The organism is Acididesulfobacillus acetoxydans, assembly GCF_902729405.1.
GTDB classification, from domain to species: Bacteria; Bacillota; Desulfitobacteriia; order Desulfitobacteriales; family Desulfitobacteriaceae; genus Acididesulfobacillus; species Acididesulfobacillus acetoxydans.
Genome location: NZ_LR746496.1, coordinates 885,311 through 910,726 on the forward strand (window position 1 = coordinate 885,311; position 25,416 = coordinate 910,726).

The following is a 25,416-nucleotide window of genomic DNA, read 5'->3' on the forward strand; positions in this document are numbered from 1 at the left end:
ATGATATTGGATTCCCTGCAAAATGCTTGGAAGGTTGCGGACCTCCGCAAAAAGGTCGGTTTTACCCTGCTGATGTTCTTGATTTACCGGATCGGCGCCCATATTCCCATACCCTTTGTCGATCATGCGCTGCTGAAGAAGATGATCGGCAGCGGCAGCGTTTTCGACTTTCTCGACACGATTTCCGGCGGTTCTTTCAAGAATATGACGGTTTTCGCCTTGAATATTATGCCCTATGTGACGGCATCCATCATTCTGCAACTCCTGACCGTGGTCATTCCCGCGCTTGAACGACTGTCCAAAGAGGGAGATTACGGACGCAAGAAGATCACTCAGTACACGCGCTACGGAACCGTGATCCTGGGCTTCGTCCAAGGGTTCGGTTTGACTCTCGGCATCCGCAGCGCCTTGCTCATTCCCAGTGAAGCTTGGAGATGGCCGACTTACTTAATGGTCGCCATTGTCTTGACGGCGGGAACGGTTTTCCTCATGTGGTTGGGAGAGGCGATTACGGAAAAAGGAATCGGCAACGGCATTTCCCTGATTATTTTCGCCGGGATCGTTTCCAGGGTGCCGAACGGGCTGAAGTCACTCTATAGCCTGGCGTTGGTCGGCGAGGTCAGTATCTTTTCCATTGTGGGGCTGGTTATCATTGCCGCCCTTGTTATTGCCGGGGTCATCTATATCCAAGAGGGCCAGCGGAAAATCAATGTCCAGTATGCTAAAAGAGTGGTGGGAAGGCGCGTCTACGGCGGGCAGAGTTCGCACATTCCGCTCAAGGTCAACCAGGCGGGGGTTATACCGATCATTTTCGGTATTTCGCTTCTGGCTTTCCCCCAGACGATTGCGACTTGGGTTCCCAATTCGGGTTTTGCCCTGTTTGTCAACCAGTGGTTCAGCATGAACGGATCTTTGACTTCCATTCCGTACCTCATCCTGTACGGGATACTGATTCTGTTCTTTACCTTTTTCTATACGGCCGTTACCTTTAATCCGGTGGACGTGGCCGATAACCTGAAGAAATACGGGGGATTTATTCCCGGGCTGAGGCCGGGGAGGCCGACCTCCGACTACATTTCCAAGGTTCTCAACCGGATCACTTTGGTGGGCGGGCTGTTCCTGGCCGTTATCGCCGTTCTGCCCAGTCTGGTAATCGGACTGACCGGTTTGAAAAATATTTACTTTGGCGGTACATCCCTTCTCATCGTTGTGGGCGTGGCCCTGGATACCATGAAGCAGCTCGAGTCCCAACTGATGATGAGGAACTATCAAGGGTTTATGAAATAAGAGGGGGCGAAGTTATGAGAACCATACTCATGGGCCCGCCGGGGGCCGGAAAAGGAACTCAGGCAGCAGTACTCGTCGACCGTTTTCATATTCCACACATCTCAACCGGGGATATGTTCCGGGCGGCGATGAAAGCGGGTACGCCATTGGGCCTGAAGGCGAAAGAGTATATGGAAGCGGGAGCCTTAGTGCCGGACGATGTGACGATTGGCATCGTGGCAGAGCGTTTGTCGCAAGAGGATTGCGCCAACGGGTTTTTGCTGGACGGTTTTCCGCGCACGGTGGCTCAGGCTGATGCTTTGGGCAAAATCTTGGCTAAGTTGGGGATCAGACTGGACGGAGTGCTCAACCTGCGGGTGGACGAAGAAAAACTTCTGGCCCGTTTGACCGGCCGCCGGGTCTGCCGCAAATGCGGAGCCACCTATCATACGCTGTTTAACCCTCCCGCTCAGGCAGGAGTTTGTAACGAATGCGGCGGGGAACTTTACCAACGGGCGGACGATACGTTGGAGACCGCAAAGAACCGCTTGGCTGTCTACAATGCGCAGACAGAACCCTTAATTCAGTACTATCGCAATCTCGGCTTGCTGAAAGAAGTCGAAGGAGATCAAGAGATTGACATGGTGCTGCAGAATATCCTGGTCGCCCTGGGACAAGCGGTATGATTGAGTTGAAAACGCCCGGTCAGATAGAGCGGATGCGCAAGGCAGGGGCCATTGTGGGGGAAACTCTGGATCTGATGCGCAGGACCGTTCGCCCGGGAATCACCACCCAGGAACTTGATCGTTTGGCTGAGGATTATATCTGCGGGCGCGGTGCTGTTCCGGCCTTCAAGGGCTACAATGGGTTTCCCGCCACCTTGTGTACCTCGGTGAACGAAGAAGTGGTTCACGGGATACCGGGTTTAAGGAAATTAGAATCTGGAGATATTATCAGTATCGATTGTGGAGCGGTTATTGACGGGTATTTTGGCGATGCGGCCGTTACGCTGCCGGTAGGGGACGTTGCACCGGAGGTAAAAGGGCTCTTAGAGGCGACCGAAGCTGCTTTGTATCAGGGGATCAGTCAGGCAACTCGGGGCAAGCGTCTCTACGATGTCTCTCATGCCATTCAATCCTATGTGGAAAGCCGCGGCTATTCCGTTGTTCGCGATTACGTGGGGCATGGCATTGGCAGGGCCATGCACGAGGAACCGCAGATTCCCAATTTTGGCAAGCCCGGCAGGGGGCCGCGGCTTGAGGTAGGAATGGTTTTGGCCATTGAGCCGATGATCAACTTGGGCACGTATGAAGTCAAAACCCTCTCCGATCATTGGACGGTGATTACCAAAGACGGCCGAGCCTCCGCCCATTTCGAGCACACGGTTGCCATTACGGAAAATGGCCCGGAGATTTTGACCCGGTCTTAGCCGCGAGGACGCCAGAGGAGGGATGACGCATGTCTAAAGAGGACGTAATCGAAGTTGAAGGAAAAGTCTTGGAACCACTGCCCAACGCCATGTTTCTGGTCGAGTTGGCGAACGGACACAAGGTTCTGGCGCACGTCTCCGGGAAAATTCGCATGAATTTTATCCGGATCCTTCCCGGTGATCGGGTTACGGTGGAGCTTTCTCCCTACGACCTTTCCCGGGGACGAATCGTGTATCGGTTTAAGTAAGGACCAAAGGGAGTGGATACGGGTGAAAGTCAAGCCTTCCGTTAAGAAGATGTGTGAGAAGTGCAAGATCATTAAACGCCACGGCAAAGTCATGGTGATTTGCGAAAATCCCAAACACAAGCAGAGACAGGGTTGAAGAAACCCAGACTGAATAATTGGGGGTGTACAAATAAGTGGCACGTATCGCAGGAGTCGATTTGCCGCGCGAGAAACGTGTAGAGGTGGGCCTGACCTATATTTTCGGCATAGGGATACCAACCTCGCGCAAGATTCTCGCTCTAACAGGTGTCAACCCGGATACCCGTGTGCGCGATTTGTCCGAAGTGGAAGTGACACGCCTGCGGGAAGCAATTGATAAAGAATATAAAGTTGAAGGAGACCTGCGCCGGGAGGTATCCCTCAATGTCAAGCGGCTGATCGAGATCGGGTCCTACCGCGGTTTGCGCCACCGGCGCGGGTTGCCTGTGCGGGGACAGCGGACAAAGACCAATGCCCGGACGCGCAAGGGGCCGGCCCGTACCGTTGGGGCACGGCGCAAGAAGTAATGAGGGGGGATAACCGAAATGCCGCGTAAAGCAGTCCGGACAAAGCGCCGGGAACGCAAGAATATTGCTTCCGGGGTTGCCCATATCAAGTCGACGTTTAACAATACCATTGTGACCATAGCCGATACGACGGGGAATGCGATTTCGTGGTCAAGTTCCGGCGCCCTGGGGTTCAAGGGCTCGCGTAAAAGCACGCCCTTTGCCGCTCAAATGGCGGCGGAAACCGCCGCCAAAGAGGCGATGGAGCACGGCATGAAAGAAGTTGAGTGCTTCGTGAAAGGCCCGGGTGCCGGGCGCGAAGCGGCGATCCGGGCCCTCCAGGCCGCCGGGTTGGAAGTCAATTTAATTAAGGACGTTACGCCCATTCCGCATAACGGCTGTCGTCCGCCGAAGCGCAGAAGGGTTTAAGGAGGTGTCAGCATGGCAAGATACACGGGGCCCGTTTGCCGTTTGTGCCGCCGCGAAGGAATGAAACTCTTTCTCAAAGGCGACCGTTGTTATACCGGCAAGTGTGCCATAGATCGCAGGCAGTACGCGCCGGGCCAGCACGGCCAAAGCCGGGGGAAGAAACCGACCGAATATGGCATTCAGTTGCGCGAAAAACAAAAGGCACGCCGTTTTTACGGCGTGATGGAAGGCCAGTTCCGCAGCTATTTTGTGGAAGCCAATCGTCAAAAAGGGATGACCGGCGAAAATCTTTTGCGCCTCTTGGAAAGGCGTCTGGATAATGTCGTTTACCGTTTGGGTTTCGCTTCCTCGCGGCCCGAAGCCCGTCAGTTGGTACGGCATGGGCACTTCACCGTCAACGGCAGACGGGTGGACATTCCTTCCTATTCTCTGCGGGTCGGGGAGATTGTCGCGGTGAAGGAAGGAAGCAAGAGTTCGCCGCGCATAAAAGAAATTCTGCAGAACCTGGGAACCCGACCGGTTCCCGGCTGGATTAGCTTGGATGTCAATGCCGCAGCCGGAACGATCCTCGCCTTTCCGTCTCGTGAAGACGTTCAATTACCCATCCAAGAACACCTCATCGTTGAGAAATACTCCCGTTAACCTATGAGTGCCGGACGTCAGGGGCTGGGGCGGACGGGGAGTAAGGTATGCCGCTAAAGAAAGAGCGCTTTGCTTCCGGCTGTCGGCTTCATTCCCTGGGGTAGGCCTCAGAGGGGGGGTCGCTCTGAAAATAGATGTCAGGATGGATTTGAATCAAGTTCCCGAGAAAGAAGGTGCAACCCGATGTTAGAAATCGAGAAGCCAAAAATCGAATGCGTTGAGCGTTCAGATAACAATACCTACGCCAAGTTTGTGGTGGAGCCGCTGGAGAGAGGGTATGGTATCACTCTGGGCAACTCCTTGCGCAGGATTCTGCTTTCCTCCCTGGAGGGGACTGCCGTGACCTCGATCAAGATAGAAGGAGTTCTCCATGAATTCTCAACGATTCCCGGTGTTTTGGAAGATGTCACCGACATTATTCTCAACCTGAAAACCCTGGCACTTAAGGGGCACACCGATGAACCCCGGATCTTGCGTCTGGAAATGGAAGGGGAAGGGGTTGTGCGGGCCGGCGATATCATCACAGACCCGGACATTGAGATTTTGAATCCGGACCTGAAAATCGCCACCTTGGACCGTGACGGGCGCCTCTTCATGGAAATGTCTGCCGAACGGGGACGGGGCTATGTTTCTGCCGAGAAGAACAAGAAAGCGGACGACGTGATCGGTGTTATCCCGATCGATTCCATCTTCGCCCCGATCTACAAAGTGAATTATACTGTGGAAGACACCCGGGTGGGCATGGTTACCGACTATGACAAGCTCACTTTGGAAGTTTGGTCCAACGGCAGCGTTTCCCCCGAAGAAGCGACGAGTTTGGCCGCCAAGATTCTCAGCGAGCACCTGCGCCTGTTCATGGGCCTGACGGACAAAATTTCCGGCGTCGAGATAATGGTGGAGAAGGAAGAAGAGCCGAAGGACAAGATTCTCGAGATGACCATCGAAGAGCTGGACCTCTCGGTCCGATCCTACAACTGCTTGAAGCGGGCGGGGATCAATACGGTCGAAGAGTTGACGCTGAAGACGGAAGAGGATATGATCAAAGTACGCAATCTGGGCCGCAAGTCCCTGGAAGAGGTCGAGCAAAAGCTGGGGGCACTCGGACTGGGTTTTCGGAAACCGGAAGACTAGCCCGTAAAGGAGGGGAAAGCAATGGCATATCGTAAACTGGGGAGAAATATGGGTCATCGCAACGCCATGTTGCGCAACATTGTGACCTCCCTCTTCAAACATGAGCGTATCGAGACCACAGCAGCCCGGGCCAAAGAATTGAACGCTGTCGCGGAGAAACTGATCACGCTCGGCAAACAAGGAGATTTGGCGGCCCGGCGTCAGGCTATGGCTTACATGCTTGATGAAGATACGGTAAAGAAACTTTTCGAAACGATTGCACCGCAGTATGACGGTCGTCAAGGCGGCTATACCCGAACCATGAAGCTCGGCAGCCGTCGGGGCGACGCCGCTGAGATGGTACTGGTTGAGCTGGTGAAATAAAGTCAGGCGCAAAGTCCCAACCCGCGACGGCCAGGCAGCGGTGCGGGACAGCCCGCTGGTTTGCCCCCCGTCCGGATGCCCCTTGTGATCCGGATTTCAGGCCGGGACGGGGAGCTTTCGGGACAGACCCCCAGGTCGCAGCAATGTGGCACCGGCAAGGGACGAAAGGAGCGAGCGTGCCTTGCCGGGACGCGCGTTAACTCCGCGGATTGGCGGGGGTTAGCGGGGCTTTCGGGACAGGACGAAGATGCTTACAAAGGTGGGCATCTTTTTTTATTCTCGCTTTCTGGTCCAATCGGGCCCCGGGACTGCGTCATGAAAGCCATAAAAGATGATCCGAGTTAAGCGTAAGCAAAATTTTTGGTATTCTACCGAACCGCGGAGGAATGAACGGGCAGGTGCCGAATAAGTATAGAGATTGGAGAAAGTTAAGTCGGGGAGGGGAGGGTTGCAATTGACGGGGAATTTGATGTTTGATCCCCTTAGCGCCTTTTTTCTCATTTGCTTCGGCGTTGGTTTACTGACCAGTGTGGGCGCACTATTGCTTGGCGGCTTCCACGGAGGGGACATGTCCCATGGCGGGGGCATCTCTCACGGAGGGGGTATCTTGCACGCCGGGGATATCGCTCACGGCGGGGGCGTCTCCCACGGAGGGGATATCCTGCACGGTGGGGATATCGCTCACGGCGGGGGCGTCTCCCACGGAGGGGATATTGCGGCCCAGGGTGGGACCGCCTATACCCCCGGCGGTTCGGGGAGCGCGGGCGCCGGCTCGGGCCAGGGCAGCGGCTCGTCCGCTCAGGCGGCGCACGGGATGTCCGGACAGAGCGCGGGCTCACAACAGGTTTCCCTTCTCAATGTGAACACGCTTTTGGGTTTTCTCTTGGGTTTTGGTGCAGCCGGTTTTGCCGTGCAGCACGTATGGGCCGGACTTCCCTTGTTTTTGATTCTTTTCGCCGCTGCCGTGGGCGGTCTCGCCTTTGCCTACATCATCTACTGGGTGCTGGTCAATATTCTCGTCAAAGGGCAGACCGAGTATTTGCGGGCCGACGATTTCAATTTAATAGGAATGGAGGGAAGTGTGAGTTCGACGATTTTTGCCGGCCATTGGGGAGAGGTCAGCTACGTTTTGAACCATAGCCGTGCGGCCATACCCGCGAAAGAGCGGGACGGCCGGGAGATTAGGAAAGGGGAGACCGTGATTATCATCGGAGTCGATGAAGGAGTGGCGGTGGTGCTGCTCAAGGAAGAATTCATGCTGTATAGCGGAAAAATGGAGGGATAAAATCGGATGGAGTTGCTATCAATTCTTCTCGTAGTGATCTTGGCGGTTATCGGTCTCTTAATCATCCTGTTTATTCTGGCCCGCATGTTTCAAAAGGTGGGTCCGGACGAGGCTCTGATTATCTATGGCATCGGGGGAAACCATGTGGTCACCGGGGGAGGCAGGGTGGTATGGCCTCTCATTCAAACCTCAAAGAAGCTTTCCCTGGAACTCATGTCTTTTGACGTTATTCCGTCCAACGAGCTTTACACCAATCAAGGCGTAGCCGTGATGGTGGAGGCGGTGGCCCAGATCAAGGTGAAAGACGATCCGGACAGCATTACGACGGCATCCATCCAATTCCTGAACAAGACCGAGGAAGAACGGCAAAGCATGATCAGACTGGTCATGGAAGGACATTTGCGCGGAATTGTCGGTACTCTGACGGTGGAACAGATCGTCAAAGAGCCGGAAATGGTGCAGTCCCAGATGCTGCAAACCTGCGCGGGGGACCTGATCAAAATGGGTCTCGAAGTCCGTTCTTTCACGATTAAAAATGTTAAAGACGGCAACGATTATATTGTCAACATGGGGAAACCGGAGATCGCCCGGATTAAGAAAGAGGCTGCCATTGCCGAGGCTATCGCTTTCAAAGAAACCGAAATGCAAAAAGCCGTGGCTCTAAGAGAAGCCGCGGTTGCCAGAGCCGGGGCCGACCAGGAGCGGGTGTTGGCCCAAACGGCTTCGGAAGCCAAACAGGCGGAATTTACCAAGGATATGAACTTGAAAAAAGCCGCCTTTGACGCCGAAGTGGCCAAAGCGACGGCGGAAAAGGAACGGGCTTACGACATTCGCAACATTGAGTTGGAACAAACGGTGACCCAGGAAAAACTGCGCGTGCAACAGATTGAGCGCGAAGGTCAAATCAAGGTTCAGGAAGCCGAGATCATCCGCAAAGAAAAGGAATTAATCGCGACCGTTCTCAAAGAGACAGAAGCCGAGCAGCAGAAAATCCGCGCGCTCGCCGAAGCGGAAAAAGCACGCTTGACTTTGACCGCGGCCGGCCGGGCCGAGGCGCTGCGGTCGGAAGGGCTGGCTCAAGCCGACGCGGCTAAAGCGCAGGGTTTGGCTGCGGCTGAAGCGGAACGAGCGGCCGGTATGGCCCGAGCCGACGTTCTCAAAGCCCAGGGATTGGCTGAAGCGGAGGCCGTGGAAGCAAAAGCCAAGGCCTATCAGAATTATTCGCAGGCGGCTATTCTCGATAAACTTTTGGCCGGCTTGCCCGAACTGGCCAAAGCGGTTACGCTGCCGCTCGAACATGTCGACAAGATCACGGTGCTTTCCACGGGCGGGGCTAATACCGGATTACAGAAAGTGACTCAAGACGTGGCGCAAATCATGGCCCAGGCGCCGGAACTCGTAGAAGGACTGACCGGAATCTCCGTAGGGGATTGGCTCAAACAGCTGAAACCTGTGCCTGCGGAGAACCGCGGAGACGTCGTAAAGTCCGATAGCGGTGAATCTTCCTCGCCTGCGCTTTAAGGGGCGGGGGCGTCTTCCACGCAAGCCCGAAAGTACTGACCAAGAGGCTTAGCCGCATGTGCGTTCAACACCCGGACAACCGCATGATCTCAGGTTTGTCAAAGACGGCGTTCTTCATGCAACCAAGTCTTGTAAGGCTTGGTCGGGTGCGGAATCGTTCCTGCGGGCGGCGTGGAGAAATTCACAACAACTTGCGGCGAGTGGCAGGGCAATCCCTGCCTCCTTCGGCTCTCAGAAACCCTTGGCTTTAGCAGGCCTTAGCCGGGGGGAAGTTCAGGAGAGCTGCGGAAGAGGTGTTGGGCGGAGAGCCGGGAAGAGTTATTTCCCGGCTCTCCGGTTTTTGGTCATCTTCAGATTCTATTTGAAATTCTATGTCCGAGTTCACTTCGAATTCTGCTTCGGATTACACGAGGCATTTTGCCGTACGGGCAGCTCCGCCGGCGGCTTCCCAGGCCCCAAAAGAGCAAGCGGAAGGGGCCTGCCCGGCGTGAGTGGCGGGACTTGTTCGTGGTATACTATGGATGGAGAAGTCTGCTGAACGAGTTCACTAGCTGTGAAGGAGCGGATTTATGCGCAATATTTGTCTAACCCTCGCTTACGACGGGACAAGCTACCATGGATTCCAACGTCAGCCTCAGCCCCATGGGCCGACCATCCAAGGTACCTTGGAAAGGGTTTGGGAGTCCCTGGTGGGGGAGAAAATCCAAGTTCACACCGCCGGACGGACTGACACCGGGGTGCATGCCAAAGGGCAGGTCGTGAATTTCCAGTCTGAGACGCGCATTCCGGAGGAAAAGATCCCAAAGGCTTTCAACAGCCTGCTTCCGCGCGATATCCGAATCCTCAGCGCGCTGAATGAGCGGCCGGAGTTTCACTCTCGCTTCTCCGCCCGCTGGAAACGCTATGACTACCTGATTGATAACCGTCCGGTTCCCGATGTCTTTCAGCGCCTTTACGCCCTGCACGAGCCCCTGCCGCTGAGGCGGGAAGCCATGGCCGAAGCGGCTGACCTGCTGGAGGGGAAACATGACTTCCGGGCCTTTGCGGCCGCCGGCGGTACGAGTAAGACCTTTGAGCGGACGCTGTACGTTTGCCGGGTGGCGGAGGGAGAAAACGGGCTCCTAAGCGTCACCTGCGCCGCGGACGGGTTTCTCTACCACATGGTCCGGATCTTGGTCGGAACACTGCTGGAAGTCGGCCGCGGGAAAATCCCGGTGGAACGGGTTGAGGGGATTTTAGCCGGCAGAGAACGCAAAGAGGCGGGAGAAACGGCCCCCGCCCACGGTCTTACCCTGGTCCATGTGCATTACGGAGAAGAATTGCCCCGGGAGGTCTTTCCCGACTTGAGGCGGGGGAAGGGGAAAAAGGATCGTTAGCAGCAACCGAAAGTACAACGGCTTATCTTCAAAAAGGACAACAGTTTTCGTGCAAAAGTACAGAACCCTATTCGGCAAAAGCAGAAAGCTTCACCGTCTGCCCGGGATGCAAGGAGGTTGTAACGAAGTGAACGCCATGTCAGCGCTCCTGCGCCGGGCGGAACAAATACATGATCTGAGCCGCGATGAACTGGTCTGCCTGCTCTCCGGCCGCGAGTATGACCGCGAGATTTTTGCCGCGGCCGACAGGGTGAGGCGAAAGTATGTCGGAGACGAAGTGCACCTTAGGGGTCTCATCGAATTTTCGAATATCTGCCGGAGAAATTGTTTTTACTGTGGGCTGAGAGCGGGCAACCGGGGGCTGGGGCGCTACCGGCTCACCCCGGAAGAAATCATCGGGCTTGCCCGGAAAGGCCGGGAGTATGGCTACAGGACCGTGGTCCTGCAATCCGGGGAGGATGACTACTACACGGTGGCCAAGATGTGCCAGATCATCAGAGAATTAAAGCAGTATGGTTTGGCCGTCGCTCTGAGTATCGGCGAGAAAAGCGGTGCGGACTACGCAGCTTTCAGAGAGGCGGGGGCGGACCGCTACTTGCTTAGGATCGAGACAACGGACAGAAGGCTTTATGAAGACTTGGATCCGGGCATGAGTCACGAGAATCGAAAACGCTGTCTGCGTGACCTGAAAAGGCTCGGGTATGAAGTCGGCTGCGGTTCTCTGGTGGGGCTGCCCGGCCAAACGATTGCTTCCCTGGCCGACGATATTCTCTATTTTCGGTCGCTTGAGGCGGATATGGTGGGCATAGGCCCGTTCATACCGCATATGGATACTCCTTTGAAAGGAGCCCAAGGAGGAGACTTCCTGCTCAGTTTGAAGGTCATGGCCTTGACACGCCTGCTCCTCCCGGACAGCAATATCCCGGCCACCACGGCTATGGAGACGCTGCGCCGGGAAGGGCGCCTTCTCGCCTTGCAAAGCGGGGCCAATGTAGTCATGCCGAATATCTCGGAACTGCAATACAGAAGACTCTATGCCTTATACCCGGGCAAAGCGGGAGCGGATGAGTCCCCGGAGGAAAGCCGCGCGGAGCTCTGCCGGAAGCTCGAGGGCATGGGCAGAACGGTGGGAAAGGGTTACGGGTCAAGACAGAAGCTTTATGCCCGGGAGAAAGCGGGCCGGCGGCGACCGGGCGCTGCTCGCAGGGAAAATTCTTAGGGTAATGCAGACACTCCGTTTGCTCGGTACCGACAACACGATGAGAAGGCAGCGCAGACAGGCTAGACCGCTTAGAGCCTTGTTACGGCACACTGCTGACAAAGCTGTGAGAGGGCAGCCCCCGGCCATCCCGGGGGCTGTGGGAATCCCCTGTGTTTGAGGCGGGCCACTCGGTCGAGGCGGACAGAGAGGCGGAAACCGTCAGCAGATTCTGGGCAGGGGCGCACCTGCCAGCATATCGACCAGACGGGTACCCCCTAAAGGCGTTTCCAGAAGTACACGGCCCCGGCCCTCACGAACTTCCCCGATCACGGCGCTCCTTTCCCCTGTCGGAAAACGGCGGAGGAAACGACGATTTCGTCGGCCATGGAGGCGGCTGTGATGAGGATGCATTTGCCTTCATTCGCCAAATAAAGCGGATCCAGACCCAGGAACTCAGTGGCGCCGCGTACTTCGGCGCGCACCGGGATGGCTGTCTCCTCCAGCCAAAGGTCGCGGCCGCTGGCAAGGGCGATCTCTTTGGCCGTGGTGGCCAGGCCCCCGCGGGTCGGATCGCGCATAAACTTGACAGCCGGGCCGAACGTTTCCAGAAGAGGGGTAATAAGGGTATTGAGGGGGGCACAGTCGCTGAGAATGGTTTGGTCAAAAGTGAAGCCCGCGCGCTCAGCCAAAACGGCGACTCCGTGTTCGCCGATTCCCCCGTTTAGAAGAATCTTATCCCCGGGCTCGATCCGCTCATAGCCCAAGGACGCGTTTTCGTCTTTAAAGCCGATTCCGGTCGTGTTGATATAAATCCCGTCTCCTTTGCCCCGTTCCACCACTTTGGTATCGCCGGCGACCAGAGAAATGCCGCATGATTCGGCGGTAGCGGCCATGGATGCGACCGCGCGTTCCAGGAGAGCGAGATCAAGCCCTTCCTCGAGGATGAAGCCGGCGGTGAGGTATTTGGGTTTAGAGCCGCTTACGGCCAGATCATTGACGGTTCCGGCCACTGCCAGTTTGCCGATGTCCCCGCCCGGGAAGAAAAGGGGATTGACGACGAAGGAGTCTGTCGTCAGGGCAATCGTGCCCGCGCCGGGCAGCAGGGCGGCATCTGTCAGGGCCAGAAGTTCGGGGGCCGTCAGGTATTTCTGAAATACCCCTTTGATTAATTCATGGGTCAGAATTCCGCCGTCGCCGTGGGCGAGAAGGAGGAGTCCGGGCTCATTTTTCCGCAAACCGGTGAAGGTCACCGAAATCACCCCTCTCTTCGCTCGTATTTATAATAAGTGGCACAGGTACCTTCGCCGGAAACCATGCACGGACCCACCGGATGGACAGGTGTGCAGGATTTGGCAAAGTGCCGGCAATCGAAGGGCAGGACCTTTCCTTTGAGGACTTCGCCGCAAAGACAGCCGGGGGGTAGGTGTGCGGGCGGGAGGTTGAGAGGAAAACGCTGCTGGGCGTCAAATCTCCGATATTCCGGACGCAGGACCAGGCCGCTGTCCGGCAGCAGGCCAAGCCCTCTCCACCTGACATCTCCCTGCGTGAAATAGCGGTCGACGAGGTTCCAAGCCTTGCGGTTGCCCTCTTCCCGAACGATGCGGGGGTAGCAATTGCTCACACGGGCGGAACCTTCATGGTACTGAGTCAGGAGATCTTGTATTCCGCCCAAGAGATCAAGCTCGGCAAAACCGGTCACGGCGGCAGGAAGGGAAAAATCAGAGGCCACAAAAGCAAAGGGGCGGCGACCGGTGATGGCCGCAACATGGCCTGGGAGAATGAGGCCGTCCAGTTTCAGTTCCGGATCCTGAAGGAGCTGTCGGATGACAGGGGCGGCCAGCTTGTGCACACTGTAGACGGAGAAGTTTTCCAGTCCTTCTTCGACGGCCTTGCGTAAAGCGGCGGCTACAGTAGGAACGGTGGTTTCAAAACCTATGCCCATAAAGACGATCTGCCTCTGGGGTTCGGCTTGGGCCAAATCCACGGCTTCGAGAGGGGAATAAACAATCCGCACATCTGCCCCGGCGGCTTTGGCTTGTGCCAGATTCCTACGGCTTCCGGGTACGCGGACCATGTCGCCGAAGGTTGTGACGGTCAAACCGGGCAGGGTGGCGAGTTCCAGCATGGCGTCGATGTCTTCTTGATCCGTGACACAGACGGGACAGCCGGGGCCGCTGCGGAAATCCACCCAAGGACGCAGGGCATCCCGGATGCCGCTGTGGGAGAGAGCGACGGTATGTGTGCCGCAAACTTCCATGAGGGTTAATTTACGCCCGTGCGCCCGCTGCCAGTCAGCAAGACCCTCCTTGATTCGGGCAAGCATCGCGCGTCCCAAAGCGAGGTCATCGTTGAAAGGCAGAAGGGGAGAGGGCTCAGCTCGATTGAACGGCATACATTTCCCTCCAGAGTGCCAAACTTTCCTGGGCGGAGTCTTGATCGACGATCTCAATCGCAAAACCGGCGTGAACCAGCACATAGTCGCCGAGTTTGACTTGCTCGATCAGGGAGGTGTTCACGCGCGCGTGGTTGCCAAAGGTCTCCACCTCCACGGTGAAATCATTCAGAATACGGACTACTTTTGCGGGGACAGCCAGACACAAGGTTTCCACCCCTTTCTTGTATGGTAGCAGGTAAGGGAAAAACGAACTGTGGTTAATTTTTATTATACCTCACAAAAAGCGATAGAGCACTCCCTGTCCGAAGGAGTGCTTGTAATCATTTGATTATAACTCATTAGTCAGCGGAGCCAGGCTCGGGGGCCGGGACCAAGGGAGGAGCGGAAAAGCCCTGTCGTTTAGGCCCCGGCTCGGCCCGGTGCGGGTGCAAGTTCTGAGTAGACAAGGTTTGTGAAGTCGCGGAGCCTAGCTTGAATTTCGGGCGAAGGAGCAAGGCCCCAGGCAATCACAGCCGGTTGCATAGCGAAAATATCAGTGTCGGGTTCCTGTCCCAGGAGATCGGCGATTTGCAACACTTCCAGCAGCCCGACGTCGTGGATCGAAGCCATATAACCTTGCGGAAAAGCCCCTAAATCGGCCGGTTTAAAATGAAAGATGGCACCGGGTTCGGCCTTGGCGTCTATAGAATCCAGCACGATCAGATGCTCCACTCCTTCAATCAAAGACAGGAGCTGAGGGCCGGCTGTGCCGGCCTCGATCACTTCCACATTGGGGGGAAGGTCATAGTGAGTGAGGAGGCGGGCGGCGTGAATACCCAGGCCCTCGTCCTGAAGGAGTTCATTTCCGACTCCCAGTATCAAAGTTTTGGCGTGAGCTGCGACTGACATCGTGTTTAATGCTCCTTCGGGTTTATCGTGCGGGGAAGGCTTCCTGAGGGCAGGGTCCCAGCCGCAACGCTGCACATGTTCGCGGGCTTGTATCTTGCGCTGACGGGGGCGGCGAATTCACTTGACGCGGTCAAGCGAGGGTACCGTCAAATGCGTTCATGGGCCATATTCTTGCCGACAGAGCGGCTCTCTTTGCGTTGCCGTCCCGTAAACATTTCCCAGAAGGCCTGCGGGGATTCGGTGAAGACGAGGTAGAGATGGATGACCAGGAAGGTGATGAACAACCAGGTGAAAAGATAGTGGATCGAACGAATTTCCGCCAGGCCCAACCATCCGACGAGGAAAGACATGGTTCCCTGCGGCCAGCCCATGGCGAATCCGGTAAGGGCTTGCAAAATGATCATGAGGATGACCGCGAGATAGGCCAGACGCTGCAGGGGATTATAAAGCCCCTGCTTGGCATCCTTATTACTTAAAAAGAGATAGTATTTCACCTGTTGAGGCAACGACCGAACATTCGGTTTAAACTCCCAATAGTCCCGATAGCGTCCGAGAAAGGCATAATAGATGCGGAGGGCCAAATTGGCGAGAAGCACGAATGCTGCCACATAGTGGACATAGCGGATGGTGCCCATCTGCCCGTAAGCAGCCGGCCGGTGCAGATAGAACCCGGTAGCTGCCAGTACTACCATGGCGGTCAAGTTGACGGCATGGGCAACTCTCTGCGGCAGGTGATGGGTTTCCATTGAACATTCCTCCTCACATTCACGAATTTCAGCCAATCCGGAACTCAAGTACACGGTTGCTCTCCGGATGGATAATATGAATGGCGCAAGCCAAGCAAGGGTCGTACGAGCGCACGACGCGCACGATGTTGTTCGGATTTTCCGGATCGGGTACGGGTACCCCAATCAGGGCTTGCTCAAGGGGTCCCGGCTGGCCGTTCTCGTCTCGGGGCGAGTGGTTCCACGTTGTGGGGACGACCATTTGATAATTGGCGATTTTGTGGTTGGCAATTTCCACCCAGTGACCCAGGGCGCCCCGCGGCGCATCAATCATGCCGATACCGGCGCCCGTTGCGGGCGGGTCCCAGTGTTCTGTGTCATGGATGCGCGTCCTGCCTTGCTTGATATACCCTTCCAGTTCATCAAGCCAGCCGGGCATGGCCTTGGCCAAGAGGACTGTCTCATAGGCCCTGGCCGCATGGCGGGCGACCGCTCCGGGTTTTATGCCGTACTTGGTGACGATATCCATGAAAGGAGCGGGCTTGAGGACCAGCATGCGGGCCAGGGGGCCCACCTCCATGGGTTTGCCGTCGTAGCGGGGAGCTTTGATGAACGAGTAGGCTCCGGGTTTATTCAAATCGAAAACAGTGTCACCCTGCACCGGATTCTTGGTGCCGCAGGCGGGTGTGTACCAAGAGTACTTTACGGCCTCCGTGATCTTAGCTTGGTCAACAGGCTGGACATTGCCGAACCGGTTGTCGAAAATGACACCGGCGGGAAAGAAGAGTTCACCTTTGCCCGCGAGAGGAAAGCCTCCGTAGGTGAGATAGTGCCCGTAGCCGCCGCCGATGCCGGCTCGGGCCAGGGGAAGCAGGGGCCCGGTGCCGAAAGTGGCGACATCCTTCCAGTATACGTTTTCCGCAAAGTCAGCCTGTTCGGCCAGAAGCGTACGGAATTGCTCAATTTGGGTAATATCAGGCAGCATGGTCACACCGCCGGCGACGATGCTGGACTGGTGGGGCTGCTTGCCGGAAAAGATGGCGGACATCTTTTTCGCTTTAGCCTGCATTTCCAGGGCTTTGATATAATGGGACACCGCTAAAGTCACTAGATCAGGATCGTTGACGCTGAATTCGTCAGGTTTATAGCGGGGGAGGAGCGGAGAGGTATCCCCGGAGTGCACCAGTTTGACTATTTTGTCCTTGACGGCCAGGAGTTTCGGGTCTTTGCCCTGATAATGGGTTACCGCCGTTACATCGAGGTAGTCGAGAGCGGAGAGATGATAGAAATGCAGGGGGTGATCATGGAGCCACATAGCCCCCAGAATAAGGTTTCGCAGGACCCGGGCCGCTTGTGGGAGTTTGGCTCCCTGCGCGTTTTCAACGGCGACTGAGGATACCCAGCCATGTGAGCCGGCACAGACCCCGCAGACGCGTTCTGTGACGTAAGTGGCGTCGCGCGGATCTTTTCCCTTCAGGAGGACCTCCAGTCCCCGGGCCATGGTACCGCTGGCGTGGGCATTGGTCACCTTGCCGCCTTCTATCTCAACTTCGACTTTGAGATGCCCTTCAATACGGGTGATGGGATCGATCACAATTTTTTGAGTCATTAGTTACGCCTCCCTTTCTCCGGTTTGTCCGGCTTGCCGGGTTTTTCTTGTTTCTCCTGCTTAAGCCGCCCGGTCGCCGCGTTTCCAATCAGGTGTACGCCGGCTCCCACCACGGCGGCACCGGCGATGACTTTTCCCACCGTTCCGGGGCTGACTCCGCCCACTCCGGGCAGGCTCATGGTGTCGGTCCGGACATAGAGAGGAGCAAAACCGGCGCGGTGATCCAGGGGCCCGGCGGCATAGAATTCGGGTTGGGTGCAGCCGGCACAGGGAGAGGAAGCGTTGATACAGAAATTGACACCGTCATTCCACCAGCTTTGGGCACAATCCGTATAAGTCTTGGGCCCCTTGCAGCCTTTGAGCAAAAGGCAGTAGTCCTTTTGCGATGGGTCATTCCAGTCCGTTAAAAACTGACTTTGTTCGAAATGTCCCCTGCGAGGACAGTTATCGTGAAGAAGGGTTCCGAAGTAAGCCAGGGGACGTTTGTTGCCGTCAAGTTGGGGTACTTTCTTAAAAACTAAGTACTGAAGGACGGTGCCCAGAACCCACGTCGGTTTGACCGGGCAGCCGGGCAAATTGATGACTGGTTTGTTCTTAACCACGTCCTGAACCCCTTTGGCTCCCGTCGGTCCGGCTGCGGGAATTCCTCCGAAGCAGGCGCAGGCCCCCACGGCTACGATGGCGCCGGCCTTAGCGGCGGCCTCTTCAACAATTTGCCTGAACGGCCTGCCGCCGATCGTTAAGAAACGGTCGTCCGCAGTGGGGATTGACCCTTCCACGACGAGCAGATAACCCCCCTGTTTAATGTTGTCTTCCAACCAGCTTTCGGCCACCGTACCGCTGGCCGCCATGATTGTCTCATGATAGCGGACCGAAAGAAGATCGAGGACGATTTCGGCGGGACCGGGGTCAAACGAAGCCAGTACGGACTCCGTGCATCCGGTACAATCCTGCCCCTCAAGCCAAATGACGGGCGGTTTGGCGGCGGCTTTTTCAACGGCTTCCGCAATGCGCGGTTCATAAATGGCCGGCAGGCCCAGGGCCGCAGTGGCGGCAGCGACCGCTTTCAGAAATTCGCGGCGATTCAAACCCTTTCTCTCGAGTCGAGATTGAAAATCCATTCTCACACCTCCAGCAATATTAGCGCCAAACGGTTTGTCTAAGCTTAGATGGCCAATGAAACCGTCTGCCCCCTCCTCGGGCGATCGGTCTCATAAAGGGAAAAATTAAGGTATTTATAATAAGTCAGATAAAGGGATTTCCATGCAAAAAGCATACCAACAAGTGAGCGAGGCTGCCCGGGCCCGGCGCGAGAAGGGTGCATATTGCCTGAATAGTGCCGAAAATAGCCGGCCGCGGGTCAAACGGAGTACGAAACGCGAAATGTAAACTTTCTGAATAGGCACAGAAAAAGCGCTTGCGTAAGCGCTCCAATTGTCTAGATATTGGACAGTGACAAGAGCTTGTTCGCTTGTCCAGACTCGAAAAGAGTTGGGAAAATGCTAAATGTGTCTAGATATTAAACATGTCTAAGAGTTAGACGGAAATTACGGCCGCGGCAGTCGGCAAATGCCTCGGAGAGTGCGGCCGAACAGGATAATTTACTGGCAAGTGCGGTTGGCGCCGGTTCTTCAGCCGCTTTCCATGAGTCCGTACTCTTTCAACTTGAGGTAGAAGGTGGCCCGGGGCATGCCGAGAGTCTGGGCGGCGGCGGCGCGGTTATTTCCGCTCGTCTTCAAAGCCTGGGCGATCATTTTCTTTTCCAGTTCCTGCACAGCCTCTTTTAAAGGTTTTAATTCTACAGAGGAGTCGCTTTTCGCCAACTTTGTCAGGAAAGGGGGCAGGTGGTAGGGCTGAATGACATTTTCGTCAACGGTATAGTGCAGGCGTTCAATGATATTCTCCAATTCGCGCACGTTTCCCGGCCAGTCGTACTGCATAAAGCAGCCGATGGTGTCTTCACTGAAGATTTTCGGCGGAACCTTGCGGGCCAGGCCCATTTTCTGGGAGAAGTGGTTGACTAGGTGGGGAATATCTTCTTTGTGGTCGCGCAAAGGGGGCATTGTAATGCTGATGACATTTAAGCGGTAGAAGAGATCGGCCCGGAATTTTCCTTCGTGCACGAGACGGCGCAGCTCACGGTTGGTGGCGGCGATGATCCGGGCATCAAGCCTGAGCGTATGAGTTCCGCCCACTCGCTCAAATTCCCGTTCCTGCAAGACGCGCAGCAGTTTGGCCTGCATGGTTAAGGGCATGTCCCCTATTTCGTCAAGTAAAATGCTGCCTCCTTTCGCCAATTCGAATTTGCCGGGTTTTCCCCCTTTTTTGGCGCCTGTGAAAGCCCCTTCTTCATAACCGAAAAGTTCCGATTCAAGCAGGTTTTCCGGCAGGGCTGCGCAATTGATGCCGATGAAGGGGTGGTCCCGCCTATTGCTCAGGCGATGGACGAATTGGGCGAAGACCTCTTTGCCCCCTCCGCTTTCACCCTGAATGAGTACGTTGGCGTCATTACGGCTGGCTTTGACGGCGAGACGCCGCAATTCCAGGTTGGCAGCGCTGATGCCGATAAGAAACTGCTCATTCTCGTGATAGGTCTGTTTGAGGCGCAGGCGCTCTTTATAGATTTCGATTTCGCCGTGTGACTGTTCAATCAGATAAGGAAGGCACATATCAATTTCCGCCAAGCCTTGGTATACGGCCACCGCTTTTTCGCGGCAGGAGTCATAGCCGCAGGAGCCGCAGTTCAATTCGTCTTCGGGCTTGAACTTGTTGGTATAGCGTAGAATTTCCTTGATTTCCGATTCACTCGGTTCCTTGAGAACGTGATGCTTGTCCGCGAATTCCCGGTGCAAATTAAGGGGCGGATTAGGTTCGATTTCGTCGCGTTTCTTGCGCTGGGCATATTTGAAAATTTGATATTTGCGGCTGAAGAGGTCGAGGGGGCTGTCCATTTCCGGGCCGTCGATACAACCCCGGCAGAGCAGGATATCGATGAAGCGGGCTTGCACCAGGCCGTCCTGCAGGTTATGCAGAAATTCGAGACAGTCCTCTTTGCCGTCGACGATGGCGATGTCTTCTTCCCTATAGAGGGTGCCGTCCGGATCAAGGTTGCGGGTCAGGCCGCCGCTGAGCGGGAAAAGGGGCGGCAGGGATTCGCCCCGGGGCCGTTGGGGGACGGAACGGTCGAGTTCGCGGTGAAAGCCATGGCTGTCCAGCATGCCTTTGAGTTCTTTGAAAGTAAGCACGGCATCAAGCACACCTTGCCCGAATTCCGTCATTTCTTCTTTCTTGGCAATGCAAGGGCCGATAAAGACGATTTTTGCCTGAGGGAATTTCCAGCGCGCATATTTGGCACTGGCGAGTACCGCGGAGTCGACCGGGACGAGAAAAGGAATGAGAGTGGGAAAATGGCGTTCAATCATGCCCACGATGGCGGGGCAGTATGAGCTGATGGCCAAATCCGGGTTGTTGACCAGAAATTCCCGGTAAGCCGGAACGGTCAATTCAATACCGTGGGTGACTTCGATGACCTGGGTAAAGCCGAGACTTTTCAAATCGGCGAAGAGCTCCTCGGCTTCCAAGTAGTAAAAAGAAGCCGGGAAAGAGGGGGCAAGCAAGGCGACTGTTTCGCCCCCGGCGAAGAAGCGCGGCAGGTCTTCCACATAACTCACGATTTGCTTGGCATTTTGGGAACATACCCGCACGCAGTTGCCGCAGCTGATGCAGCGTTCTTCCACGACAGTAGCCTGACCGAGTTCGACCTTGATTGCTTTCACCGGGCAGTTGCGGACACAGGAATAGCAGGCTTTGCATTTGTCAGCAATCGTTTTGACGACAGGCATGGTATGACCTCCGAAGTTTGTACTTTTTAGAACAAAAAATACACTCGCAGAAAGCGCTCCGGGTACAGCCGGTCGGGAATGCCGGATTTAAAAATAGGGTTTAAAAATACAGATCCCTTTCACCCTGAACCAGGCGTTCCAGGCGGGCCTCAGTTTCGGCACGGGTCTTGGCCAGGGGAATCCGGGCCAGGTGTTGGGCGATGGTTTCTTCGCCCAGGGAGCGCACGGCCGGGGAAGCGTAGTCCAGCAGATACTCTTTAAACGTCAAGATGGCATTGGGCTGACACATGTTCTGAATGGAGCCGCTTTTAGCGAGAGGCATAAAATGGTCCCCGGTACGCCCTTGGCGGTAACAGGCGGTGCAGAAGCTCGGCAAGAAACCTTTTTGGCAGAGGTCGGCGATCACCTCGTCAGGAGAACGCCGGTCACTCAGCTGAAACTGAGGGGCAGCCGGGGAGCTCTGCGCGCTGCCGGCGGAGGCATACCCGCCCACATCGGTGGAAGAACCCGCGCTCAATTGGGAAATGCCCAGGGCGAACAGTTCATCGCGCAAAGCGGGTTCTTCCCGAGTGGAAATGATGAGGCCGGTGTAAGGTACGGCGAGCCGCAGGACAGCCACGATTTTCTTGAGGTCCCGATCCGTGACTAAATGAGGAAAAGTCCGCAAATCAACTCCTGCGGCCGGGCGCAGGCGGGGTACGGAAAGAGTGTGCGGTCCTACCCCGAACGACTTTTCCAGGGCCTGAGCGTGACTCAGCAGGGCCAGCACTTCAAAATGATAATCATAGAGGCCGAAGAGCACACCGAGCCCTACATCATCGATGCCGGCGCTCATGGCGCGATGGTGGGCCGTGGTATGGTAGTCGTAATCTCTCTTGGGACCGGAGGGATGTACTTGGCTATAGGTTTCCCGGTGATAAGTCTCCTGGAAGAGAATATAAGTGCCGATTTGGGCCTTTTTCAGGCGCCGGTAGTTTTCAACGCTTGTTGCGGCGATGTTGACGTTGACCCGCCGGATACGGCCGTTTCCTTCCCGCACTCTGTAGATAGCAGAAATGGCTTTCTCCAAGTAATCCAGGTCACACTCGCCGGGATCCTCCCCGCATTCCAAAGCCAGGCGCTTGTGCCCCATGCGCTCCAGGGCTCGGATTTCTGCCTCTATCTCATCTAGGGTTAAACGGTGGCGTTCAAATTTATTGTCCCTGCGGTAGCCGCAATACAGGCAGTTGTTGATACAGAAACTGCTCAAATAGAGAGGAGCGAAAAAGACCATACGCCGGCCGTAGATTTTCTGCTTGATGGCGCCGGCCGTGCGAAAAAGTTCGCCGAGCACCGCGTCATCCTCACAAAAGAGAAGTTGGGCGGTCTCCTCCAAGCTGAGCCCTTCTGCCTCCCGCGCCCGGTCGATGACAGCCAGCAGGTGCGCGGGGGCGGAAGACGCGCTTTGCCGCCGGGCCTCGGCCAAAAGGCGGTTAATCCGGTCTTCGTCGATAAAAGAGGCGTCAAACAACGGATTTTTTTGCTCCATCAATTTTTTCCCGGTCGCTAAATAACATGCCAGGCTCCCTTGCCGCCCAGGCTCTGCCGGACGCTGAAAGTTACTGTCGCACGGCCACTGGACGAAACACTTCAATAAAGACATGTTTATTCCCGCCGACTCAAACGGAAAACCGGGTTGTTCACTCCTTCCGTAAATTGATCAAACAGGTGGGGACAGTCGGGTCAGAACTGTCCCGGGGCCAGGGTGTCTTCCGGCTGCGCGGGTTGCAGTCCGCATTGCTGGCGTGAACGGATAACCCGTAAGGCATCTGGAAAAGGTGACAAGGTCCTGGGCAGAATCCCGTGCAGATAGGCGATGCCGACTCCGTAATTGACCACAGGCACTCCGGCGGAGGTAATCCGGTGCAGGCGGGCGAGCATCTGCCGGCGATTCAGCATACAAGCTCCGCAATGTACGACGAGTTGAAATTCACTCAGGTCCGCGGGCAGAGTGCCGCCGCTGACCCAAGTATAGGAGAGTTTGCCGCCGACCTTTTGTTCAAGCCAGGAGGGAATTTTCACTTTGCCGATATCGTCATCCGTCCGGTGGTGGGTGCAGGCCTCGGCAATTAAGATGTGATCCCCCCTCCGTAAACGTTCGATCGCCTTGGCACCGGCGGCTAACTCGCACAGATCTCCTTTATAGCGAGCGAAAAGAATGGAGAAGGAGGTCAGGGTGATTTCCGCCGGAGTCAGGGTGTTAACCGTTTTGAAGGCTTGAGAGTCCGTGATGACCATTCTGGGCGGGTTTCTCAATGAGGCCAAGGCCGCGGGCAGTTCTTCGCTCTGTATGGTCAGGGCCTGGGCGTGATGGTCGAGAAGGTCGCGAATGACCTGAACCTGGGGCAGGATCAAACGGCTCTTGGGGGCGGAACGGTCAATGGGCGCCACGAGGATCACGGTATCCCCGGCTTGGACCAGATCTCCGATCAGGGTGGGTTCCTCCCGGTCCGGAGAGGCGGCTTCAATAATAGCGGACTTGAGGGCCTCGATCCCGGCTTTGGTTCGCGCGCTTGCCGGGATGACCGGGACTGTCGGGGGAAACCGGTTCGCAGCCGCAGTACGGATCCGGGCTACCGTGTCCGGGCTGAGAACGTCCACTTTGTTCAGAGCGACAACGAGTGGCAGCCGGCGTTCCTGTAAAAGGGAGACGATCTTGTCTTCTGGGCTTCCCCAACCTTCCGGGGTATCGACGGCGAGGAGGGCGAGGTCGGTTTTGTCCAGGACGTCGAGACTGCGCCGGACCCGTTCGCCGCCTAAGATTCCTTCGTCGTCCAGACCCGCGGTATCGACCAGAACGACCGGGCCGATGGGTAAGATCTCCATGGTTTTGTAGACAGGGTCGGTGGTTGTCCCGGGCGTGGATGAGACAATCGACACTTCCTGGTTGGCAATCGCGTTGATCAGGCTGGATTTGCCGGCGTTGCGGCGGCCGAAAACCGCGATGTGCAGGCGTTCTCCCCGTGGGGTCTCGTTGAGTCCGGCTGCCCCGCCTGTTGTTGCGGAGTGGCTGGGGTGGGCGTTGTTCGGTAAATCATGGTCCGCTGGTTTGTACATGGGTATCCATCCGTTTCTCAGCCAAAATACTGGGTTCTTGAGCGGCCGTAACAAGTGCCTGGCGGGTTCGCCTGAAAATGCGGCACCGCTTGGGACAGCACTGTCTAAAAATTGTACATCCATATTGTAATCCTTTGCGGGCGATTGTTCAAGGATATGCGCTTCGGAGGTGGGAAATGCTGTTACGGGTGACTATTCACCGGTTGAAAAATTTCCGAAAACAGCGGGTTCCGTGGGCTGCCGGAAAGCGAAATCGCTTGACAGGGACTTTGAATTTTTATATCATACATATATGAGTCTCCGGGCTGTGGTTTATGTTTGAGCCCCATAAAGCACGAGCTCGGGCTGCCGGTGTGCTTGAGCCCCACACTCGGCGCAGAGGATTTTCAGCAAATATGGTCGTCAAGGACCGTTCATCACAGGGAGGACCCGCCCTGGGCCAAATCCCCAACCATGAGGGAGCAGTCCGGACCGATTCTTGTTATTGGAGGGAAAAAATATGTCGACCTACTTCGCGAAAGCGGCTGATATAGAGCGCAAGTGGTATGTGATTGACGCGGCGGGGCTGCCGTTGGGCCGTGTAGCTACGGAAGCTGCCCGTCTCCTCAGAGGGAAACATAAGCCCACCTTCACCCCGAATGTTGATACAGGGGATCATGTGATCATTCTGAATGCGGAACAAGTGGTACTGACGGGAAACAAGCTGATGACGAAAATCTATCGGACCCATTCCGGCTATCCGGGAGGGTTGAAGGAAATGCCCTATAAGAGGCTAATGCAGATTTTTCCGCAACGGGCGGTGGAACACGCCATTAAAGGAATGCTTCCTCACAATAGCTTGGGGGCCCAAATGTTTCGCAAGTTAAAGGTATACCGGGGAGCCGAGCACCCGCACCTGGCCCAGAAGCCAGAGGTGTGGGCGGTTCAGGGAAAACGGGAAGGAGGAAAATAAAGGATGGCTGCTCAATTACACTACCAGGGGACCGGGCGCCGGAAGAATGCGGTTGCGCGAGTACGCTTGCTGCCCGGCCAGGGGAAAGTTTTAGTGAATAAACGGGAGCTGGCCGAATACTTCGGCAAAAAAACGCTGGAGATGATCGTTCAGCAGCCCTTGGAGGTTACGGAAACTCTTGGCAGGTACGATATAATCGCTTTGGTGAATGGGGGCGGGACGACCGGCCAGGCCGGGGCTCTGCGCTTGGGGATAGCCCGGGCTCTGCTTAAAGCAGATGTCAGTCTTCGGCCCGCTTTAAAAAGGGCCGGCTTTTTAACCCGCGATCCTCGTATGAAAGAACGCCGTAAATACGGTTTGAAGAAAGCGCGCAAAGCCCCCCAATTCTCGAAACGGTAATTATCAGGAGAACGAGAAATCCCCAAACCCGCGTGGTTTGGGGATATTTTTTTTCCTGGCGGGATAATCCTTCTTTTCCGGACAGGCAATGTTCG

At 55.9% G+C, this 25,416-nt stretch carries 26 protein-coding genes; 16 read left to right on the forward strand and 10 right to left on the reverse strand.

Features of this window, described 5'->3' with window-relative positions; all coding sequences use genetic code 11:
- The 14 genes from secY (at position 1) to hydE (ending at position 11,433) form a co-directional block, all read left to right on the forward strand.
- Positions 1-1,287 carry a preprotein translocase subunit SecY gene (secY, locus tag MNU25_RS03960; RefSeq protein ID WP_240983875.1) on the forward strand — a complete coding sequence of 429 codons (1,287 nt, stop codon included), beginning with the start codon at positions 1-3 and terminating at the stop codon, positions 1,285-1,287.
- Between the two features lie 14 nt (positions 1,288-1,301).
- Positions 1,302-1,952: an adenylate kinase gene (locus MNU25_RS03965; protein WP_240983876.1), complete on the forward strand. Its 651-nt coding sequence runs from the start codon at positions 1,302-1,304 to the stop codon at positions 1,950-1,952.
- Positions 1,949-2,695 (forward strand): type I methionyl aminopeptidase, encoded by a 747-nt coding sequence (gene map / locus MNU25_RS03970; protein ID WP_240983877.1) that lies wholly within the window; start codon positions 1,949-1,951, stop codon positions 2,693-2,695. The genes MNU25_RS03965 and map overlap by 4 nt, the downstream gene beginning before the upstream one ends.
- A gap of 29 nt (positions 2,696-2,724) precedes the next feature.
- Positions 2,725-2,943, forward strand: a complete 219-nt coding sequence (gene infA, locus MNU25_RS03975) for a translation initiation factor IF-1 (RefSeq protein WP_047830806.1) — start codon at positions 2,725-2,727, stop codon at positions 2,941-2,943.
- Between the two features lie 22 nt (positions 2,944-2,965).
- The gene (gene rpmJ, locus MNU25_RS03980) at positions 2,966-3,079 is read left to right on the forward strand and encodes a 50S ribosomal protein L36 (RefSeq protein WP_084719986.1); all 114 of its coding nucleotides are present in this window, start codon (positions 2,966-2,968) and stop codon (positions 3,077-3,079) included.
- Between the two features lie 37 nt (positions 3,080-3,116).
- Positions 3,117-3,488 (forward strand): 30S ribosomal protein S13, encoded by a 372-nt coding sequence (gene rpsM / locus MNU25_RS03985; protein ID WP_240983878.1) that lies wholly within the window; start codon positions 3,117-3,119, stop codon positions 3,486-3,488.
- Between the two features lie 18 nt (positions 3,489-3,506).
- Positions 3,507-3,896, forward strand: coding sequence for a 30S ribosomal protein S11 (gene rpsK / locus MNU25_RS03990; RefSeq protein ID WP_047830808.1), 390 nt, complete (start codon positions 3,507-3,509; stop codon positions 3,894-3,896).
- Positions 3,897-3,908: 12 nt separating this feature from the next.
- A complete protein-coding gene (rpsD, locus tag MNU25_RS03995; protein ID WP_240983879.1) occupies positions 3,909-4,538 on the forward strand; it encodes a 30S ribosomal protein S4 in 630 nt (209 codons plus the stop codon).
- 183 nt (positions 4,539-4,721) lie between these two features.
- Positions 4,722-5,669: a DNA-directed RNA polymerase subunit alpha gene (locus MNU25_RS04000; protein WP_240983880.1), complete on the forward strand. Its 948-nt coding sequence runs from the start codon at positions 4,722-4,724 to the stop codon at positions 5,667-5,669.
- A 21-nt stretch (positions 5,670-5,690) separates the two neighbouring features.
- Positions 5,691-6,032 (forward strand): 50S ribosomal protein L17, encoded by a 342-nt coding sequence (rplQ, locus tag MNU25_RS04005; protein ID WP_240983881.1) that lies wholly within the window; start codon positions 5,691-5,693, stop codon positions 6,030-6,032.
- Between the two features lie 454 nt (positions 6,033-6,486).
- Positions 6,487-7,317, forward strand: coding sequence for an NfeD family protein (locus tag MNU25_RS04010; protein ID WP_240983882.1), 831 nt, complete (start codon positions 6,487-6,489; stop codon positions 7,315-7,317).
- 6 nt (positions 7,318-7,323) lie between these two features.
- Positions 7,324-8,838, forward strand: coding sequence for a flotillin family protein (locus tag MNU25_RS04015; protein WP_240983883.1), 1,515 nt, complete (start codon positions 7,324-7,326; stop codon positions 8,836-8,838).
- 569 nt (positions 8,839-9,407) lie between these two features.
- A complete protein-coding gene (gene truA, locus MNU25_RS04020) occupies positions 9,408-10,214 on the forward strand; it encodes a tRNA pseudouridine(38-40) synthase TruA (RefSeq protein ID WP_240983884.1) in 807 nt (268 codons plus the stop codon).
- Positions 10,215-10,350: 136 nt separating this feature from the next.
- Entirely contained in the window at positions 10,351-11,433 is a 1,083-nt protein-coding gene (gene hydE, locus MNU25_RS04025; protein ID WP_240986718.1) for a [FeFe] hydrogenase H-cluster radical SAM maturase HydE, read from the forward strand.
- A gap of 308 nt (positions 11,434-11,741) precedes the next feature.
- Here hydE and hypE read toward each other — a convergent pair whose 3' ends face one another.
- From hypE to hydF, 10 genes are all read right to left on the reverse strand, one after another.
- Entirely contained in the window at positions 11,742-12,665 is a 924-nt protein-coding gene (hypE, locus tag MNU25_RS04030) for a hydrogenase expression/formation protein HypE (RefSeq protein ID WP_420838682.1), read from the reverse strand.
- A gap of 5 nt (positions 12,666-12,670) precedes the next feature.
- Entirely contained in the window at positions 12,671-13,807 is a 1,137-nt protein-coding gene (gene hypD, locus MNU25_RS04035; RefSeq protein ID WP_240983885.1) for a hydrogenase formation protein HypD, read from the reverse strand.
- The gene (locus MNU25_RS04040; protein ID WP_240983886.1) at positions 13,788-14,015 is read right to left on the reverse strand and encodes a HypC/HybG/HupF family hydrogenase formation chaperone; all 228 of its coding nucleotides are present in this window, start codon (positions 14,013-14,015) and stop codon (positions 13,788-13,790) included. Before MNU25_RS04040 ends, hypD begins: the two co-directional genes overlap by 20 nt.
- 194 nt (positions 14,016-14,209) lie before the next feature.
- On the reverse strand, positions 14,210-14,698 hold the full coding sequence (locus tag MNU25_RS04045) for a HyaD/HybD family hydrogenase maturation endopeptidase (RefSeq protein ID WP_240983887.1): 489 nt from the start codon (positions 14,696-14,698) through the stop codon (positions 14,210-14,212).
- A 146-nt stretch (positions 14,699-14,844) separates the two neighbouring features.
- Positions 14,845-15,444 carry a cytochrome b/b6 domain-containing protein gene (locus tag MNU25_RS04050; protein ID WP_240983888.1) on the reverse strand — a complete coding sequence of 200 codons (600 nt, stop codon included), beginning with the start codon at positions 15,442-15,444 and terminating at the stop codon, positions 14,845-14,847.
- A 28-nt stretch (positions 15,445-15,472) separates the two neighbouring features.
- Positions 15,473-17,032 (reverse strand): nickel-dependent hydrogenase large subunit, encoded by a 1,560-nt coding sequence (locus MNU25_RS04055; protein WP_240983889.1) that lies wholly within the window; start codon positions 17,030-17,032, stop codon positions 15,473-15,475.
- Entirely contained in the window at positions 17,032-18,153 is a 1,122-nt protein-coding gene (locus tag MNU25_RS04060; protein WP_240983890.1) for a hydrogenase small subunit, read from the reverse strand. The genes MNU25_RS04055 and MNU25_RS04060 overlap by 1 nt, the downstream gene beginning before the upstream one ends.
- 510 nt (positions 18,154-18,663) lie before the next feature.
- Positions 18,664-20,874, reverse strand: coding sequence for a sigma 54-interacting transcriptional regulator (locus MNU25_RS04065; protein ID WP_240983891.1), 2,211 nt, complete (start codon positions 20,872-20,874; stop codon positions 18,664-18,666).
- 100 nt (positions 20,875-20,974) lie between these two features.
- Positions 20,975-22,402 (reverse strand): [FeFe] hydrogenase H-cluster radical SAM maturase HydG, encoded by a 1,428-nt coding sequence (gene hydG / locus MNU25_RS04070; protein ID WP_240983892.1) that lies wholly within the window; start codon positions 22,400-22,402, stop codon positions 20,975-20,977.
- A 194-nt stretch (positions 22,403-22,596) separates the two neighbouring features.
- Complete coding sequence (gene hydF, locus MNU25_RS04075; protein ID WP_240983893.1) at positions 22,597-23,970, reverse strand: [FeFe] hydrogenase H-cluster maturation GTPase HydF; 1,374 nt, start codon at positions 23,968-23,970, stop codon at positions 22,597-22,599.
- Positions 23,971-24,469: 499 nt separating this feature from the next.
- On the opposite strand from hydF, the gene rplM reads away from it, so the two are divergent.
- On the forward strand, positions 24,470-24,922 hold the full coding sequence (gene rplM / locus MNU25_RS04080; protein ID WP_240983894.1) for a 50S ribosomal protein L13: 453 nt from the start codon (positions 24,470-24,472) through the stop codon (positions 24,920-24,922).
- 3 nt (positions 24,923-24,925) lie between these two features.
- Complete coding sequence (gene rpsI / locus MNU25_RS04085; protein ID WP_240983895.1) at positions 24,926-25,321, forward strand: 30S ribosomal protein S9; 396 nt, start codon at positions 24,926-24,928, stop codon at positions 25,319-25,321.
- The last annotated feature ends 95 nt before the right edge of the window (positions 25,322-25,416 follow it).